Here is a 15,042-nt window from a genome sequence, read left to right as displayed (position 1 = left end):
TTCCCATCAGCCATCGCATCAAGAAATGCGCCTGGAACGACGACTATCTCATCAATGCCATCACTCATATGCGATAGCCCTGCCCAAATGGGGGAGATGCCCGGCAGGGCAGAGGGGGCGCTGTCCCGCCGACGTCTCGCAAGGTTCCGCGAATGATGATCTAACGGCGCTTCTTCGCCCTGCTGGCGAACGGGTGGTCCGACGTGCGCAAGGCGATGCGGATCGGCACGCCGGGCATGTCGAAAGCCTCGCCTCTATGCTACCAACATGCTTAACACCCGTCATCGGCGAGCGGTCTCTCGCTTCAATGAGGTTTTTCGGTGCGCGCTGGTCCGGTCAGGGGATAATTCCCCGAGGGCCCCGGCGTAGCTGAATCTGGCGGGTACCGCAGCATTTCTTGAACTTCATACCTGAACCGCAAGGACATTGATCATTGCCGCGGCGTTGCAGACGGCCAACCAGGGGCAGCAGCGCTGCGGAAGGCAGGAGCGCTGCCGCAAGGGCAGCCAACTTGGCCGAGATTCCCGGTACGACTAGGCGACGACCCGATTTGAACCCTCGCCACGCCCGTTCGGCCACATACTTCGGATCCACCTTGGGCAAGATGTTGAAGAGCACCGTCTGATTGGCGCCTGACCTTGCGAGAAACTCCGTCGGCACCGGGCCTGGTGCAACGCATGTGACCGTCACGCCGGTTCGGCGCAATTCCTGGTGAAGCGCCTCTGAGAAGAAGCGCACGAAAGCTTTGCTAGCGAAATACAGAGCCATATAAGGCCCGGGAACGAACCCGGCCACGGAACTGAGATTGAGCACCCCGCCCCGTCGGCGCGCCACCATTCCCGGCAGAAAATGAAGGGTCAGTTCTGTGAGGGAATGTATATTGAGATCGATGATGCCGAGTTGACCGTCAATAGGCAGCGCCGTCGTCGCGCCCCGCAGGCCATAGCCGGCGCTGTTGACCAGGACATCACAGACCAGGCCGTGTGCGGACAGAAAGCCCTCCAGGCGCGTTGGCGCATCGCCTGCCACGAGATCCAACTCGAGCGTGAATGCCTCGCCGCCCGCCTCCCTAACCTCAGACGCCGCGCCGGCCAAACCCTCAGGCGAGCGGGCAACCAGCACAACCGCACCGCGCTCCCTTGCAGCGACGCTCGCAATCGCCCGGCCAATTCCACCCGAGCCGCCAATCACGACGATAGCTGGCCGGAATTCACAGTGCGAAATCACGTCGCGTTCCTCTGTCTTGCAGGAGCGGAAACATCTTGACCGAGCAGCACCACTTCATTGGCGACAGTGCCGTTCAGAATCTTTTCGAATCTCTCCAGTGCTCGTGCGACGTTCGCTCCATCCATGACCCGGTGATCGTAGTGGATGCGGACATTCACCGATCCGTCTTTGCCGATCGGACCGTAGTTGAGAAGGGTGGTCAGTGGTGTCAGCGGGTTGAGTGATTCCGCACCGAGGCCAGAATAGACGGACAGTTGGAAGGTACCGAAGTAATTTGCCCTTTGCCGGGCGATGTTCAACCCTAGCCACATAAGCAGCCACCTGACTGGCGCGGGCGCACCTGCCACCCGCAAGGCACGCCGAAACTCCGGGACCTCCTGGATCGGCCGTGATCGAGCCGCGTGGATGGATCCCTCAAGTTCCGTGATGGAGTAGCGCTCCGGGCATTTGATGCGGCTCAGCAGAACGGCCGGCTCGCCATCATATTCGCGCTCGTGGGCAATCGAGGCTACGCTTGCCGGATACTCGTAAAGCTGCGGCCAAGGCAACTTGACATAGGCGCGCCGCAGCTCCGGCATCTCTAGGGCAAGAAGCGCATACCCTTTCAGGAAGATAGCGGTCCACGAGGGCCTGGTCTGCTGCGCCATTCTAGCCCTTACGAGTGGGCCGAGATTCATCTGACGCTGCACCGCGACCCGTGGCACGCCGATCGAAAACCTCATCAGATCGCCAACAAGGCGCCGGGGCGCGGAAAGCTTGAGGGCTCGGCCTCGCATAAAACGACCTCTAATAAAGATAAGGGAATATCCGCTTGGTCCTTTCCATATAGACACGGTATTGCGAGCCTAAATTCTCCAGCATCATACGCTCTTCCTTATCCACTCTCAGCAGGAAAAGGACTGCGAAACCAATCAAACCCGATATGCCCGCAACCCAGTTCGGCAGCAGAAAGAGCTGGCCGAGCCCCATAAGCAGGAAAGAGGTGTACATAGGGTGACGGACCAAGGCGTATGGCCCGGCGCTGACCAGTTCATGCCGTTCGCGAATCTCGAGCGTAATCGACCAGTTACGGCCAAGTTCCTTGTGGGATAAGCGAAAAATCCACAGCGCTGAGCAGAAGATGATGGTTCCGAGCGCCACCGACCACACGCTGGCCGGATGATCAGCCGCTCCGGGGATACCGGTAGCGACATAGAAGCCAGGCAGGATCGCCAGGCCAAGGAGAGCCGATACAAGCCCGACGGTGTCGGAACTTGAGCTGCCGCCAGCTACAATTCGCACGCGCCTTGCCCGGCGCTCGAACGGATACCGGATCACGTACCAAGCAGCGATGCCGATCACCCATATGATCTCGCCAACTGAGGCTACAGCAATGGTCACGTCACGTCACCGGAGCCTTTTCTCGATCTGGGACGATGATAAGCCGTCGCAACGATGTCACCGTCCGAGTTGTCGACCGTAGACATTCAGAGCGCGTTCCCTTCGCACTTAACCGGGCGAATGGGCGCGAAAGCGGGTTTTGCCAATCGCATTTCAACCCGCGTTCATCTCCCGAAGCTTGGTTATGAATTGTTGCGGCCGGAGCCAGATACTGGGGGTCTTATACCCCATGGATCTAGCGATGTCCGCTACGAATGCGTTGCAGTTGTAGAGCGACGCGTGCCAAAGCGGAGAACTGACCTGCAGCCTTCGTATGCTCGCGACGACTTTCCTATATTCGGCTTCGGTAAGTAATACACGCCAGCTTGCCGACCGATAAGCATCTTCCAGGTCGCCGTCCGTCCACCCGGTCGAGGCTGGCACGGGCGCCAAATGGCCGAGAACATAGACATTGGGATCACCGGACTTCGGAGCGAGGCCCGCCACTTCGGGGTTGACCATCCGCCCGGCCTGGTTCAATCGTCCAAAAATCACGTAGGAATGGCCGTAGGTAAGGGCGTACCGGGAGCGGAACTCGATGAAATACCGCTGGGCTTGAGTTGACGCCGCCGCGCGCGCCGGCATCGCCGCGGTTCTCAGTGCCTTATCATTGGACACAAAAGTCGGCTGGGGCTTGCTGTCCTGCGACTGACATGACGCTGCGACAAGTGCGAGCAGGGCCACAATTGTTGAACGGCCACTTACTAGCGTCATCTATCCAGAACTCCGAGGACCGCAGGCCTAGCGCCAACCTATGCCCGCTAACGCACGTAGGCTACGAATCCGGCCGGCCCCTGCATATCGATTGGGAAGGGCCTGGCGGCCCTTCCCGAATAACCGAAAGCCGGTCCTTATTTAATCACGGGCTCCTCTACGGCAGCGGGTTCCGGCGGAGGAGCCTTCCCCTTTCCTTTGCCGATCATGCCATTCGCGCAGCCGCTCAGGCTGGCAACGGCGAGGGTGGCAACCATTACAATCAACATCCTGTTCATCAAGCAATCCTTTCCCCGAGGGCGGAACAGCCTATGGAATCGCCACAAATAAAAACAATATGCAGCCCCGCCAAGCTACCCGCGATCTACATCAACGCCTAGTGCAGAAATGACACAGTTGGCACCCGGTTCCAGGCGGCACCTTTGCGGTGACGTGCTGGCAGGTTCACCATCCAACGGAGATCAGGCCTGCCCACCATCAAACAACCACCACCGTCGTGCCCAAAGGAGTACGGTCGTAGAGGTCAATGACGTCGTCATCGATCATACGGATGCACCCGTTCGATACCGCTGTGCCTATCGTCCACGGCTCGTTTGTACCATGTATCCGGAAGTGGGTGTCGCGCCCGTCGCGATAGAGATAAAGGGCACGCGCACCAAGCGGGTTGTTTGGTCCGCCAGGGACCCCCCCTGCATACTTCACCAGGCGCGGCTTGCGCTTCATCATGCTGGCGGTGGGTGTCCACGACGGCCAGTCCGCCTTGCGGCCGACGGTCGCTGTACCCTTGAACGAAAGTCCCTGCTCGCCGACGCCGACGCCGTAGCGCGTCGCCCACCCGTCCGTCTCGACGGCATAGAGAAAACGTTGCGAAGTATCGACGACGATCGTTCCGGCCGGCTCGTTTCCGTCGTACCGCACATGCTGCCGTCGGTAACGAGGATTCAGGCCACGCCTTGGTCCGAACGCGGATGAAATCGGCTCCGCCACCTGTTGTAACGTCGACGTACATCCGGAGACCATCAGAGCCAGACTACCCAGCACGAGCCCCCGGCGCGCAATGTGGTGTTCTTCCATTTCTACCTGCTAGGAAACTGGTCATCTACCGCCGCCTTCGTCTCTACCATTCCAAGGCCTGCGGGCCAAGTCTCGCTTTGTGGTGGCAAAATGAATTCACAGGATTGACAAGCGAATTGGAGCGAAACTTCTTGCGATAACCGTCTGCCTCTGTTCGGTTATGTCAAAATTGGCATAGGACAGAGACGATGAAGCCTGACTTCCATGGTAAAGTCGCGATTGTGACCGGCGCAGGATCCGGAATAGGTGCGGCTGTTTCACGGCAACTCGCGCAAGAAGGAGCCGAGATTGTTATCGCCGACCTTGATGCCGAGGCAGCGCACTGCAGAGCCGCCGAAATAAGCTCGCAAGGCGGCAGGGCCTACGACTTTGCGGTAGATGTCACGGATGCGGCAGCCGTGGAAAAGCTGATCGAGTTCACTGTCCAGAAATGCGGCGGACTGGATATGGCGGTAAACAATGCAGGTACCGACGGCATTCGAAAAGCAACGGCAGACTATCCGCTCGACAACTGGCACAAACTGATAAACGTCAATCTAAATGGCGTTTTCTACAGCATGAAGTACGAAATCGCCGCGATGCTGGATCGGGGCGGAGGCGCCATCGTGAACATGTCCTCCGTTCTCGGTTCCGTCGGCTTGCCAACTGCGTCCGCATACACGGCAGCGAAACACGGGGTCGTTGGATTAACCAAGGTTGCGGCGATTGAATATGCGAGGATGGGCATCCGGATCAATGTCGTCGGCCCCGGCTGGATCGAAACGCCTCTTTTATCGGAGCAAATGGAGGCATTAGCCAGCCGGCGCATGGCAGGTCTTCAGCCGATGGGCAGGCGCGGGAAACCGGAAGAGGTAGCGGCTCTTGTATGCTTCCTCTTGTCCGACCAGGCCAGCTTTATCACTGGGAGCTACCATCTGGTGGACGGAGCTTACACCGCCCATTAGGTGCAGAGGCTGCCCCCACTCACGCCGGCCACCGTCAGGGCGATGACGCCGGAGATCGCCGGGGTGCCCGCCTTGCCCAAGATGGCGCTATTCCTGCATCGCAAGGAGGCCGAGCCCGACCCCGTGGCAGCGCGGCTTGGCGACATCCTGCTGCAGGCAGCGTTGGAAGCGTTGCCGAAAAATGCGCCGGCCTATGAAAAGCTAAGGAGCGTAGCTTAACGCCGACGAGCCGAAAGGGCCGCAGGGCGCTCCATCTTATTGTTTGCCAACAGGGTTCTCAGACCATCAACATTTGCGATTGGCTGTAGGCAACCATGACTTCGTCAGTTGAAGAATCCAGTAATGCTGGCGATCCTTCGCGCCCCCCTCTGTCCTGCCGGACATCTCCCCCACGAGGGGGGAGATTGGCAGCTTCGCCGTCCCGCCCCTCTTTCAATGTTGGAGATTGGCGAAAGCGGAGAGGACGGCCAATCTCCTCCCAAGTGGGGGAGATGCCCGGCAGGGCAGAGGGGGGCGCTGTCCCGCCGACGTCTCGCAAGGTTCCGCCAATGATGATCTAGCGGCGCTTCTTTGCCTTGCCGGCGAAAGGATTGTCCGAGGTGCGCAAGGCGATGCGGATCGGCACGCCGGGCATGTCGAAAGCCTCGCGCAGGCTGTTCGAGAGATAGCGGACGTAGGATTGCGGCATCGCATCCGGCCGTGAGCAGGAGACGACGAAGCCCGGCGGCCGCGTCTTGGCCTGCGTGACATATTTGATCTTCAGCCGACGCCCGGCGACAGCGGGCGGCGGATGATGCGCCAGGATGCCTTCCAGCCAGCGGTTGAGCTTGCCGGTCGAGACACGGCTGTTCCAGACCTTGTGCGTCCTGATGACGGCATCCATCAGCTTGTCGAGCCCGCGCCCGGTCTCGGCCGACACCGGCACCGCCTGCATGCCGCGCGCCTGCGGCAGCAGCCGCTCGGTTTTTTCGCGCAGCTCGGCCAGCAACTCCTGGGGATGGTCGACAAGGTCCCATTTGTTGAAGGCGATCACCGGGGCACGGCCCTCGCGGATGATCAGGTCGGCGATCTGCAGATCCTGCTTCTCGAAGGGAATGGTGGCGTCGAGCACGATGATGACGATTTCGGCAAAGCGGATGGCGCGCAAGCCGTCCTGCACCGACATCACTTCGAGCTTTTCGTGGATCCTGGCCTTGCGGCGCATGCCGGCGGTGTCGAACAGTTTTAAGCGGCGGCCATGCCAGTCCCAGTCGACCGAGATGGAATCGCGAGTGATGCCCGCCTCAGGGCCGGTCAACAGCCGCTCCTCGCCGATTAGTGCGTTGATCAGCGTCGACTTGCCGGCGTTGGGGCGGCCGACGACGGCGATGCGCATCGGCTTGGTGTCGTCATAGCTCGGCTCGGCGTCCGGGTCGGTGATGTCCTCGCCGATCAGCACCTCGCTGGCGGCGACCTCATCCTCGCCGGCCTCTTCGTCCTCGCCGAAGGCGCGCGCCTCGCCAAGTGCTGCGATCACGGCGTCGCGCAAATCGGGCAGGCCCTGGCCGTGTTCGGCCGAGACCGGGATCGGTTCGCCAAGGCCGAGCTCCCAGGCCTCCAGCATGCCGCCCTGGGCGCCGCGTGCCTCAGCCTTGTTGGCAACGACGACAACCGGCTTGCCGGACTTGCGCACGATCTCGGCGAACGTCTTGTCGTCGGGCATCAGCCCGGACTTGGCATCGATCGTGAAAAAGATCAGGTCGGCTTCGCGGATGGCGATCTCGGTCTGCGCGCGCATGCGGCCGGGCAGCGTCGAGGCGGCCGCATCCTCGAAGCCGGCGGTATCGATGACGTCGAAATGCAGATCGTAGAGTTTTGCGGCATGGACGCGTCGATCGCGGGTGACGCCCGGCGTATCGTCGACAAGCGCCAGCTTCCTTCCCACCAGCCGGTTGAAAAGGGTCGATTTGCCGACGTTAGGCCGGCCGATGATGGCGACTTTGAAAGTCATGGACTATCACGACACGCCGCCCGAGCCGCGGATCAGCTCGGACATCAATGTCGCCCGCTCGCGCGTGTTGCGCGGGGCGCCATCATCCGCGGCGATCTGGTCGAACAGCTTCAGTGCATCCGCCGCCTTGCCTTCCTTCCAGGCGGCAAGGCCAAGCGCCTCGCGCGCCGTATGGCGCAGCGTGTTGGTGTCGGCGGTGAGCGCCTCGACGCGGCTGGAGACATCGGCGAAAGAGCCGTGGTCGACCAGAAGCAGCGCGGCCCTGAGCCGCGCCATGTCGCGAATGCCGGAGGGGATCTTGGTGTCGGCGGCGACCTCGTCGAAATCCTTGACGGCGGCATCGACGTCGCCCTTGTCCGCCTTGACGGTTGCCGCACGCATGCGGGCGAGCAGCGGATAGGCGCCGTAGCCGTCCTTCTCCAGCCCCTCCAGCGCGGCAAGCGCCTCGTCGTTCTTGCCCTCATTGGCGAGCTTGAGCGCCTGCGAGAAGGTATCCCCCGAGCGGTTGGCGCGGGTCTCGTCCCAATAGCGGTAGCCGACGACGGCAGCGGTGCCGAGCACCACCAGCACAGCCAGCACAAGCAAGGCGGGACCAAAACGGTCCCACAGCGCATGCGCCTGATCGCGACGAATCTCTTCGTTGACTTCGCGGATAAAACTGTCGTCCGACATGGATCAAAACCATTCATGCCCCGGCCGGGGCGGTTGATGAGCCCGCGTTTTAGCGAAATTTTGCCGGCATGGAAGGGGTTCGGCAGGAAAATCGCCTATTCACGAGGCAGCTACCTTGAACGGCGACCGCAAAGGTCGATCGTACCCGTGCCACATTTCACCGGTAGGCGGTGCTTCTACATTCCTTGATCCGGTCAGATGCCTTTGCCCCGTTTGTATCGCGCTGTTGCGTTTTCCATTGCCGCATTTGCTGCCAGCGCGGCTTTTGCCGACCCGCCGGCGGCGCCGGCAAAACCGAAGCAGATCGTCATCATCTCGTTCGACAGCGCCCGGGACATTTCGCAGTGGCAGCGCAGCCGGGCGCTGGCCCGGCGCACAGGCGCGCATTTCACCTATTTTGTCTCCTGCGTGTTCCTGCTCTCGCCCGAGACACGCAAGGAATATACCGCGCCAGGCAAGACAGAAGGCAAATCGAACATCGGCTTTGCCGCCTCCAAACAGGAAGTCGCGGCCCGGCTCGAGCAGATCAACCTTGCCGCCTCGGAAGGCCACGATATCGGCAGCCATGGCTGCGGCCATTTCGACGGCAAGGACTGGAGCAAGGCCGACTGGCTGAGCGAGTTCGGCTCGTTCAAGCATATTCTCGAAAACGCCTATTCGATCAACGGCATTGCTCCTGAACCGAAGGGCTGGCGCGATTTCGCCCGCCAGTCGGTGGTCGGGTTTCGCGCGCCCTACCTGTCGGCAAACAAGGCGCTTTACGAGGCGCTGCCCGCGGCCGGTTTCCTGCTCGACGCAAGCGGCGTCTCGCGTGGACCGGTCGAGCCGCCGACCGTCAACGGCATCACGCGCTTTTCGCTGCCGCAGATCCCGGAAGGGCCGAGCTCAAGGCGTGTGATCGCCATGGATTACAATCTCTATGTCAGGCATTCCGGCGGCTTCGAGCGGCCGAGCATGGCAGAAGAGTTCGCCGATCGGACCTATGCCGCGTTCCGCGCCGCCTTCGATGCGCAATACCAGGGCAAGCGCATTCCGCTTGAGCTCGGCTTCCACTTCACGCTGATGAACGACGGCGCCTACTGGAACGCGCTGGAACGCTTTGCCGGCGAAGTCTGCGTCAAAGCGGACGTCGGGTGCATTAGTTTTCGCGATTATGTTTCACGGCGTGGCGAAAGGCAGGCGGCGGTGGGCGGCTGAGCCCAAGTGACCGCCGCCCGCCATCATCAGCTTACCGGTTGATCCTCAGGGCGCAAGCCGGCTTGCTCACGTTCCAGATAGCGCTGGTCGATTTCAGGCAGCGGTTCCCCTTCCAGCGTCGCCTCGAAGGCGCGTAGGCGTTTGTGCACCGACTGCAATTCAACGATGGTCGACCAGGATGTGAGCAGGAACTGGAGCGATCCTGTTACTCGGCCGAACGCATTGGAAATCTGCTGGAAGGGTCCGAAAGTTATCCTGTGAGCCACGAAGGATGGCCCAAGGATCAGCATGGCGAAGATATTGTCGGCCTGCAGGTAGGTGTAACGCACCACATTGAAATAAATATAATGAAAGTACAGCCGGAAATAGTTGTGACGGACCTTGGAAAACAGCTCGGCAGTGGTTGCAGGCTGAGCCCTGTCCGCATGATCCTCGCCGTAGACGAGTTCCTTGCGATAAGCAGCCTCGACACGTTGGTTGCGAAATTGCAGCCCAGGCAGCTTCAAACCCGCAACCATAACCGAAATCGTTCCGAACAGGCACCAGGCAAGCGCGGCAACGACCAGTGGCTGCGGAATCGCACCGACGATTGGCAGTTCGCTGATATGGCTCTGCAACTGGATCATCACCGGCAGGAATGCGATCAAGGTCATGATCGACTGGACAAAGCTGGAACCCAGATCTTCCATGATCTGCGAGAACCGCATCGTATCCTCCTGAATGCGTTGTGAGGCGCCCTCGATGTGGCGGAGCCTGCTCCAGTTCTCTACAAAGTAATTGTTCATCGCGGTGCGCCAGCGGAATATCCAGTGACTTACGATGAAGGCATTGACGACCTGCACATTCATTCCTATCAGCGCGAGCCATGAAAAGCTGGCCAATCCGGCATAAAACTCTGCGTCGGTGGATTTAATAGTCCCCGACATCAATCCCTGGATATAGTCGAAGAAAGGCCCATACCAGGCGTTGACCGCGACACTGACCTGCACATTGAAGTAGATGAGGAACAGGATGACCGCGCTGATCAATATCGACCAGTTTTGCCACGGATGCGGTGCATACCAGCTCCAGAATGCATAGAAGACGGCGACGCAAAAAGCGAAATAGAGATAGAACCACAGAAACGGCTTCGACCAGAGTACGGCGATACCGATAATGGGCGGTGCATCAGCCGCAGCCGGCGGCAAGCCGAACACAGCGCCCAGCTGTCCGCCACCGAAAAACCAGAACAGGATAGCGGCAAGGCTCCAGACGGCCAGCGAACTGAAGAACAGCTTCGGCTGCGGGAAGAAGGATACAAACACTGTGGGGAAATCCTCGCTCGATGCGCAAATCAGCGGCGTTGTTCAGCGGGCATAAAGTCACACATTAGTGGGAAAGAAAATGCCCGTGCCCGACGCCCGGCGCCGAGCAAGACCATAATCATGGCGATTTTGGCGCAGCCGACCAGGCGATCGCACCGGAAGCGAGCAGGACGGCGGCGGCCATGATCGAGGCGAGGAAAAAATTACCCGAGGCCTGCGCGAGCAGCCCGGCGACAATCGGGCCGATGATCTGGCCGAGGCCGAAGGCGGCCGTCATCACCGCCAGCATCCGGCGTGGCGCTTGCGGAGCAAGCTGCCTGCCGGTCTGCAGGCCAAGCGCGGTGATGGCGATGAAGGTGCCGCCGACAAGAAGGCCGCCGAGCAGCGGCCCTGTGTGCCCGCCCATGATGACACTGGCGCTGACGCCGACCACCTCGACCAGGCACCCAAGGGCGTAGGTGGCATAGAGCCCGATTTTAGCCGCGAGCTTCTGCCACAGCCAGACCGAGGGAAAACCGGCAAGTCCGGTGACCATCCAGACCACAGCCTCGAAGACGCGGCCGCCGCCGCCCTGGCGGACGATGGCGACCAAGAACGTTGCCGTGACGATGTAGCCGAAGCCGAACAGGCCGTACGCGACGATGATCTTCACCAGCGATCGGTTTTTCGGCAGTGCCGGCTCGCTCCCGGTAGTGCTGTTCGCGGCCGAGGTGCCGCCGGCCAGCAGGGCGACGCCGGCAAAGCCGCCGGCCGAAATCACCGCCGACCACAGCCAGCCCGCCGCCCAGCCGGCATGTTCGGTGACGAGGATTGCCAACAGCGCCGAGGACGCCGCGATGCCGACGCCGACGCCGCCGAAATACAGCGCCTGCAGGTCGCTTCGCCCGGCCGCGGCGAGATGACCGAAAACGATGCTGGTCATGAAGACCAGCACGAAGGCGCTGGCGAGGCCAGCAAGAAGCCGGATGAGGAGAAAGGCGGGCATGGTGCCGGTCAGGCCCATCAGCCCGGCGAGGATCGCAGTGGCGGCAAGGCCGGCCAGCATCAGCTGGCGCTCGCGGCCTTGCGCCCAGCCGCCGGTGGCGGCAAGCGCGCCGACGAGGTAGCCGAGATAATTGGCCGATGCGATCCAGCCGGCATCGGCCGGCGACAGGCCGAGCTCTTCCATCATTCCGGGCAGGATCGGCGTATAGACGAAGCGGCCGATGCCCATGGCGACGGCCAGAGCGATCATGCCGGCGATTGCCAGGCGCAAGGGCGAAGCGATGTTCATCGCGGTGCACCATAGGTGCGCCTGCCAGTGAGACAATCCGCCTTTTGTTGGGCCAGAAGTGTTCGCGGCCGCGTCGGCGGCTGGCTCGCCTGAAGTGCCAGCAAGTCCTTGTTTAGCCGCAGCAGGTCCTTGGCGGGGCCGTCTCGAAGTGAGTACGACCCGCAGTCAGCCTGAACGGCATGTCGGCGAGTTCGCGCTCCGACATGGTGTCGAGCACCGGATGCGACAGCGGATCGGTCACCCAGTTGGTGGCCTCGCTGTCATGCCGGTGTGGCTGCATTCCGATTGGGGAAAAGGCGCCGAGCCATGATAAAATCTTCATCGGATTTGCCTCCTCACTCTGAGTAACCCACCTAAAATCCGGCATTCGGCAGCGCCTGGCAATTGAGATTTCAGCCGTACGAGTTTAGAAAAACTGTATGGCTATGCTGAACCGTGTCCATCTCAACGGCTTGCGCGCCGTCGAAGCCGTCGCCCGCCTGGGCTCGCTCGCGGCGGCGGCCGGCGAGCTCAACGTCTCGGTCAGCGCCGTCAGCCAGCAGATCAACCGGACAGAAAAGCAGCTCGGCCGGGCGCTGTTCGAACGAACGCCAGCTGGCCTGGTGGCGACGGAATTCGGCACCGTCTTTACCGCGCGGCTCAGCGCAGGCTTCCGCGAGCTCGCACAGGCGGTAGCGCTTGCCGATGAAAGCTCGGAGTGCACGCTGGTGGTTTCGGTGGCGCCGGCTTTCGCCTCGAAATGGCTGCTGCCGCGGCTGTCGCGGCATTTCGCCCGCCATCCGAACGTGCTCCTGCGCATCGATGCCTCGGTGCGGCTTGCCGATCTCGATCGCTCGGACATCGACGTCGCCATCCGGCTCGGCGACGGCAAATGGCCGGGCGGGCGGGCAGAATTGCTGCTGGCGCAGGAGGTGTTTCCGGTCTGTGCACCGGTGATCGCCAGCAAGCTGAAATCGATCGAGGACCTTGCTTTGACCTGTGCGATCACCGACGAAAGATCGATGATCAGCTGGGAGAGCTGGTTCGAAGCGGCGGGGGTGGAGCCGGTCACCTTCATGAAGGGCGCGCGCTTCACCGATCCGATGCTGTGCCTGGAATCGGCGATTGCCGGTCACGGCGTCATGCTCGGCTGGCAGTTGCTGGCCGCCGACGCACTGGCCGACGGCCGGCTCGTCGCGCCGTTCGGCGTACGCGCGCAGAGCGGCCTCGGCTATTGGCTGGTGACTTCGGCCAGCAAGAGCGAAAGCCGCAAGGTCAGGGATTTCAAGATCTGGGTGCGCCAAGAGATCGAGGCGACGATGGCGCAGTTCAGGTCGATCGAGAGCGCCAGCTAGGCCTGCCGGCACATCACGGTGGAAAGGTCGGCAGCGCCGGTCTATGTAAGAAACAGTCCCCAATCACGGCAGGCAGGATCATGACCACACATTCGCGCGGCGTTTCCGCAACCATCGACCCGGTGAAGCTCGACAGGCTGGCGGAGGTCGCCGTTAAGGTCGGGCTGCAATTGCAACCGGGGCAGGATCTGGTGCTGACCTCGTCTATTGCAGCGCTGCCTTTGACGCGGCGGATCGTCGAGCACGCCTACAAGGCAGGTGCGGGCCTGGTGACGCCGATCTTCAACGATGACGAGATCACGCTGGCGCGCTTCCGCCACGGCGCCGACGCTGGTTTCGACCGCGCTGCCGGCTGGCTCTATGAAGGCATGGCAAAAGCCTTCGCCAACAATGCGGCGAGGCTTGCCGTGCGCGGCGAGGATCCGTCGCTGCTTTCTTCTCAGGACCCGGCAAAGGTCGCGCGTGCCAACAAGGCGAATTCGATGGCTTACCAGCCGGCGCTGGAGAAGATCACCGGCTTCGACATCAACTGGAACATCGTGGCTTATCCCGATCAGGCCTGGGCCAAACAAGTGTTTCCGGACGACGCCGAAGACGTCGCCGTGGCCAAGCTCGCCGACGCCATCTTTGCCGCCTCGCGGGTGGACGTCGAAGACCCGATCGGCAACTGGACGGCGCACAATGCGGCGCTGAAGAGCCGCACCGAATGGCTGAACGGCCACAATTTCCACGCGCTGCATTTCACCGGCCCCGGCACTGACCTGACCGTCGGGCTGGCCGATGGCCACGAGTGGATGGGCGGCGCCTCGACCGCCAAGAACGGCATCACCTGCAACCCCAACATCCCGACCGAAGAGGTTTTCACCACGCCGCATGCAAGGCGCGTCGAAGGCCATGTCACCAGCACCAAGCCGCTGTCCTATCAGGGTACCCTGATCGACGGCATTGCGGTGCGTTTCGAGGCGGGCCGCATCGTCGAGGCCAAGGCCACGAAGGGCGAGGATGTGCTGCAAAAGGTGCTGGATACCGACGAGGGCTCGCGCCGTCTCGGCGAGGTGGCGCTGGTGCCGCATTCCTCGCCGATCGCCAAGAGCGGGCTCTTGTTTTTCAACACGCTGTTCGACGAGAACGCCGCCTGCCACATCGCGCTCGGCCAGTGCTACTCGAAGTGCTTCGTCGATGGCGCCTCGCTCAGCCAGGACGCGATCGCGGCGCGCGGCGGCAACAAGAGTTTCATCCACATCGACTGGATGATCGGCTCGGACAAGATCGACATAGACGGCGTCCATAAGGACGGCAGCCGCGTGCCGGTGATGCGCAAAGGCGAGTGGGTTTAGGCCCGGGATCTCTAAGCGAAAGCCAGCAAGCAGCGTCGCCTGCTGGCCCATGCGGAGTTGGCAATGGAGCTCGCGGTCAAGCGCATCTATGAGCCGCCGGCGCCCGATGACGGGCAGCGGGTGCTCGTCGACCGCGTATGGCCTCGCGGCGTCCGCAAAGAGGACGCGGCGCTGACGGTCTGGCTGAAGGACATCGCGCCAACCAATGCGTTGCGCAAATGGTTCGGCCATGAGCCGGCGCGCTGGGCGGAGTTCCAGCGGCGATACCGCGATGAGCTCGACCGGAACGGCGAGGCGGTCGGCCAGCTGCGCGCTCTGCTGGGCAGAGGCCGGGTGACGCTGCTCTACGGCGCGCATGACGAGGCGCATAACAATGCGGTGGCGCTGGCGAGCTATTTGCGTGAGTAGAAGCGCTCAATTCGGCATGCCGGCGGGACAGCACCCCTCTCTGTCCTGCCGGACATCTCCCCCTCAAGGGCAGGGCTATCGCATATGAGTGATGGCATTGATGAGATAGTCGTCGTTCCAGGCGCATTTCTTGATGCGATGGCTGATGG

At 61.8% G+C, this 15,042-nt stretch carries 17 protein-coding genes; 6 read left to right on the top strand and 11 right to left on the bottom strand.

The window, feature by feature from the left end; translation table 11 throughout:
* Window positions 1-336 precede the first annotated feature (336 nt).
* The 6 genes from NKH43_RS33845 to NKH43_RS33820 all read right to left on the bottom strand — a co-directional run bounded on the left by NKH43_RS33845 (window position 337) and on the right by NKH43_RS33820 (window position 4,434).
* Window positions 337-1,227 (bottom strand): SDR family NAD(P)-dependent oxidoreductase, encoded by an 891-nt coding sequence (locus NKH43_RS33845; protein ID WP_352846012.1) that lies wholly within the window; start codon window positions 1,225-1,227, stop codon window positions 337-339.
* Window positions 1,224-2,003: a hypothetical protein gene (locus tag NKH43_RS33840; RefSeq protein WP_352593418.1), complete on the bottom strand. Its 780-nt coding sequence runs from the start codon at window positions 2,001-2,003 to the stop codon at window positions 1,224-1,226. The genes NKH43_RS33845 and NKH43_RS33840 overlap by 4 nt, the downstream gene beginning before the upstream one ends.
* A 10-nt stretch (window positions 2,004-2,013) precedes the next feature.
* The gene (locus NKH43_RS33835) at window positions 2,014-2,601 is read right to left on the bottom strand and encodes a protein-S-isoprenylcysteine O-methyltransferase (RefSeq protein ID WP_352861828.1); all 588 of its coding nucleotides are present in this window, start codon (window positions 2,599-2,601) and stop codon (window positions 2,014-2,016) included.
* A gap of 159 nt (window positions 2,602-2,760) precedes the next feature.
* The gene (locus NKH43_RS33830; protein ID WP_352861825.1) at window positions 2,761-3,360 is read right to left on the bottom strand and encodes a hypothetical protein; all 600 of its coding nucleotides are present in this window, start codon (window positions 3,358-3,360) and stop codon (window positions 2,761-2,763) included.
* 137 nt (window positions 3,361-3,497) lie between these two features.
* Complete coding sequence (locus NKH43_RS33825; protein WP_023722423.1) at window positions 3,498-3,638, bottom strand: hypothetical protein; 141 nt, start codon at window positions 3,636-3,638, stop codon at window positions 3,498-3,500.
* Window positions 3,639-3,837: 199 nt separating this feature from the next.
* A complete protein-coding gene (locus tag NKH43_RS33820; RefSeq protein WP_352593225.1) occupies window positions 3,838-4,434 on the bottom strand; it encodes a L,D-transpeptidase in 597 nt (198 codons plus the stop codon).
* 188 nt (window positions 4,435-4,622) lie between these two features.
* Here NKH43_RS33820 and NKH43_RS33815 point away from each other — a divergent pair, with 188 nt between their 5' ends.
* Both NKH43_RS33815 and NKH43_RS33810 read left to right on the top strand, forming a co-directional pair.
* The gene (locus tag NKH43_RS33815; protein WP_352846007.1) at window positions 4,623-5,378 is read left to right on the top strand and encodes an SDR family NAD(P)-dependent oxidoreductase; all 756 of its coding nucleotides are present in this window, start codon (window positions 4,623-4,625) and stop codon (window positions 5,376-5,378) included.
* Window positions 5,379-5,420: 42 nt separating this feature from the next.
* On the top strand, window positions 5,421-5,597 hold the full coding sequence (locus tag NKH43_RS33810) for a hypothetical protein (RefSeq protein WP_352846005.1): 177 nt from the start codon (window positions 5,421-5,423) through the stop codon (window positions 5,595-5,597).
* A gap of 337 nt (window positions 5,598-5,934) precedes the next feature.
* Here NKH43_RS33810 and der read toward each other — a convergent pair whose 3' ends face one another.
* Window positions 5,935-7,368 carry a ribosome biogenesis GTPase Der gene (der, locus tag NKH43_RS33805; RefSeq protein WP_352846002.1) on the bottom strand — a complete coding sequence of 478 codons (1,434 nt, stop codon included), beginning with the start codon at window positions 7,366-7,368 and terminating at the stop codon, window positions 5,935-5,937.
* Between the two features lie 6 nt (window positions 7,369-7,374).
* Window positions 7,375-8,040, bottom strand: coding sequence for a tetratricopeptide repeat protein (locus tag NKH43_RS33800; RefSeq protein ID WP_352861822.1), 666 nt, complete (start codon window positions 8,038-8,040; stop codon window positions 7,375-7,377).
* 198 nt (window positions 8,041-8,238) lie between these two features.
* Here NKH43_RS33800 and NKH43_RS33795 point away from each other — a divergent pair, with 198 nt between their 5' ends.
* A complete protein-coding gene (locus tag NKH43_RS33795) occupies window positions 8,239-9,237 on the top strand; it encodes a polysaccharide deacetylase family protein (RefSeq protein WP_502906533.1) in 999 nt (332 codons plus the stop codon).
* 26 nt (window positions 9,238-9,263) lie between these two features.
* On the opposite strand, the gene sbmA is transcribed toward NKH43_RS33795, so the two are convergent.
* From sbmA to NKH43_RS33780, 3 genes are all read right to left on the bottom strand, one after another.
* Window positions 9,264-10,541, bottom strand: coding sequence for a peptide antibiotic transporter SbmA (gene sbmA / locus NKH43_RS33790; RefSeq protein ID WP_352588966.1), 1,278 nt, complete (start codon window positions 10,539-10,541; stop codon window positions 9,264-9,266).
* Window positions 10,542-10,659: 118 nt separating this feature from the next.
* Entirely contained in the window at window positions 10,660-11,814 is a 1,155-nt protein-coding gene (locus tag NKH43_RS33785; RefSeq protein WP_352861820.1) for a YbfB/YjiJ family MFS transporter, read from the bottom strand.
* Between the two features lie 112 nt (window positions 11,815-11,926).
* On the bottom strand, window positions 11,927-12,136 hold the full coding sequence (locus NKH43_RS33780; RefSeq protein WP_352496674.1) for a hypothetical protein: 210 nt from the start codon (window positions 12,134-12,136) through the stop codon (window positions 11,927-11,929).
* A gap of 97 nt (window positions 12,137-12,233) precedes the next feature.
* On the opposite strand from NKH43_RS33780, the gene NKH43_RS33775 reads away from it, so the two are divergent.
* The 3 genes from NKH43_RS33775 to NKH43_RS33765 all read left to right on the top strand — a co-directional run bounded on the left by NKH43_RS33775 (window position 12,234) and on the right by NKH43_RS33765 (window position 14,893).
* Entirely contained in the window at window positions 12,234-13,148 is a 915-nt protein-coding gene (locus tag NKH43_RS33775) for a LysR substrate-binding domain-containing protein (RefSeq protein WP_352861818.1), read from the top strand.
* An 80-nt stretch (window positions 13,149-13,228) separates the two neighbouring features.
* A complete protein-coding gene (locus NKH43_RS33770) occupies window positions 13,229-14,485 on the top strand; it encodes an aminopeptidase (RefSeq protein ID WP_352861816.1) in 1,257 nt (418 codons plus the stop codon).
* A 57-nt stretch (window positions 14,486-14,542) separates the two neighbouring features.
* Entirely contained in the window at window positions 14,543-14,893 is a 351-nt protein-coding gene (locus NKH43_RS33765; protein ID WP_352639073.1) for a DUF488 domain-containing protein, read from the top strand.
* The last annotated feature ends 149 nt before the right edge of the window (window positions 14,894-15,042 follow it).

Source organism: Mesorhizobium sp. M1163 (assembly GCF_040318415.1).
GTDB lineage: Bacteria > Pseudomonadota > Alphaproteobacteria > Rhizobiales > Rhizobiaceae > Mesorhizobium.
Note: the sequence above shows the minus strand (reverse complement) of the source record. Positions and strands in the feature narration are given on the sequence as shown.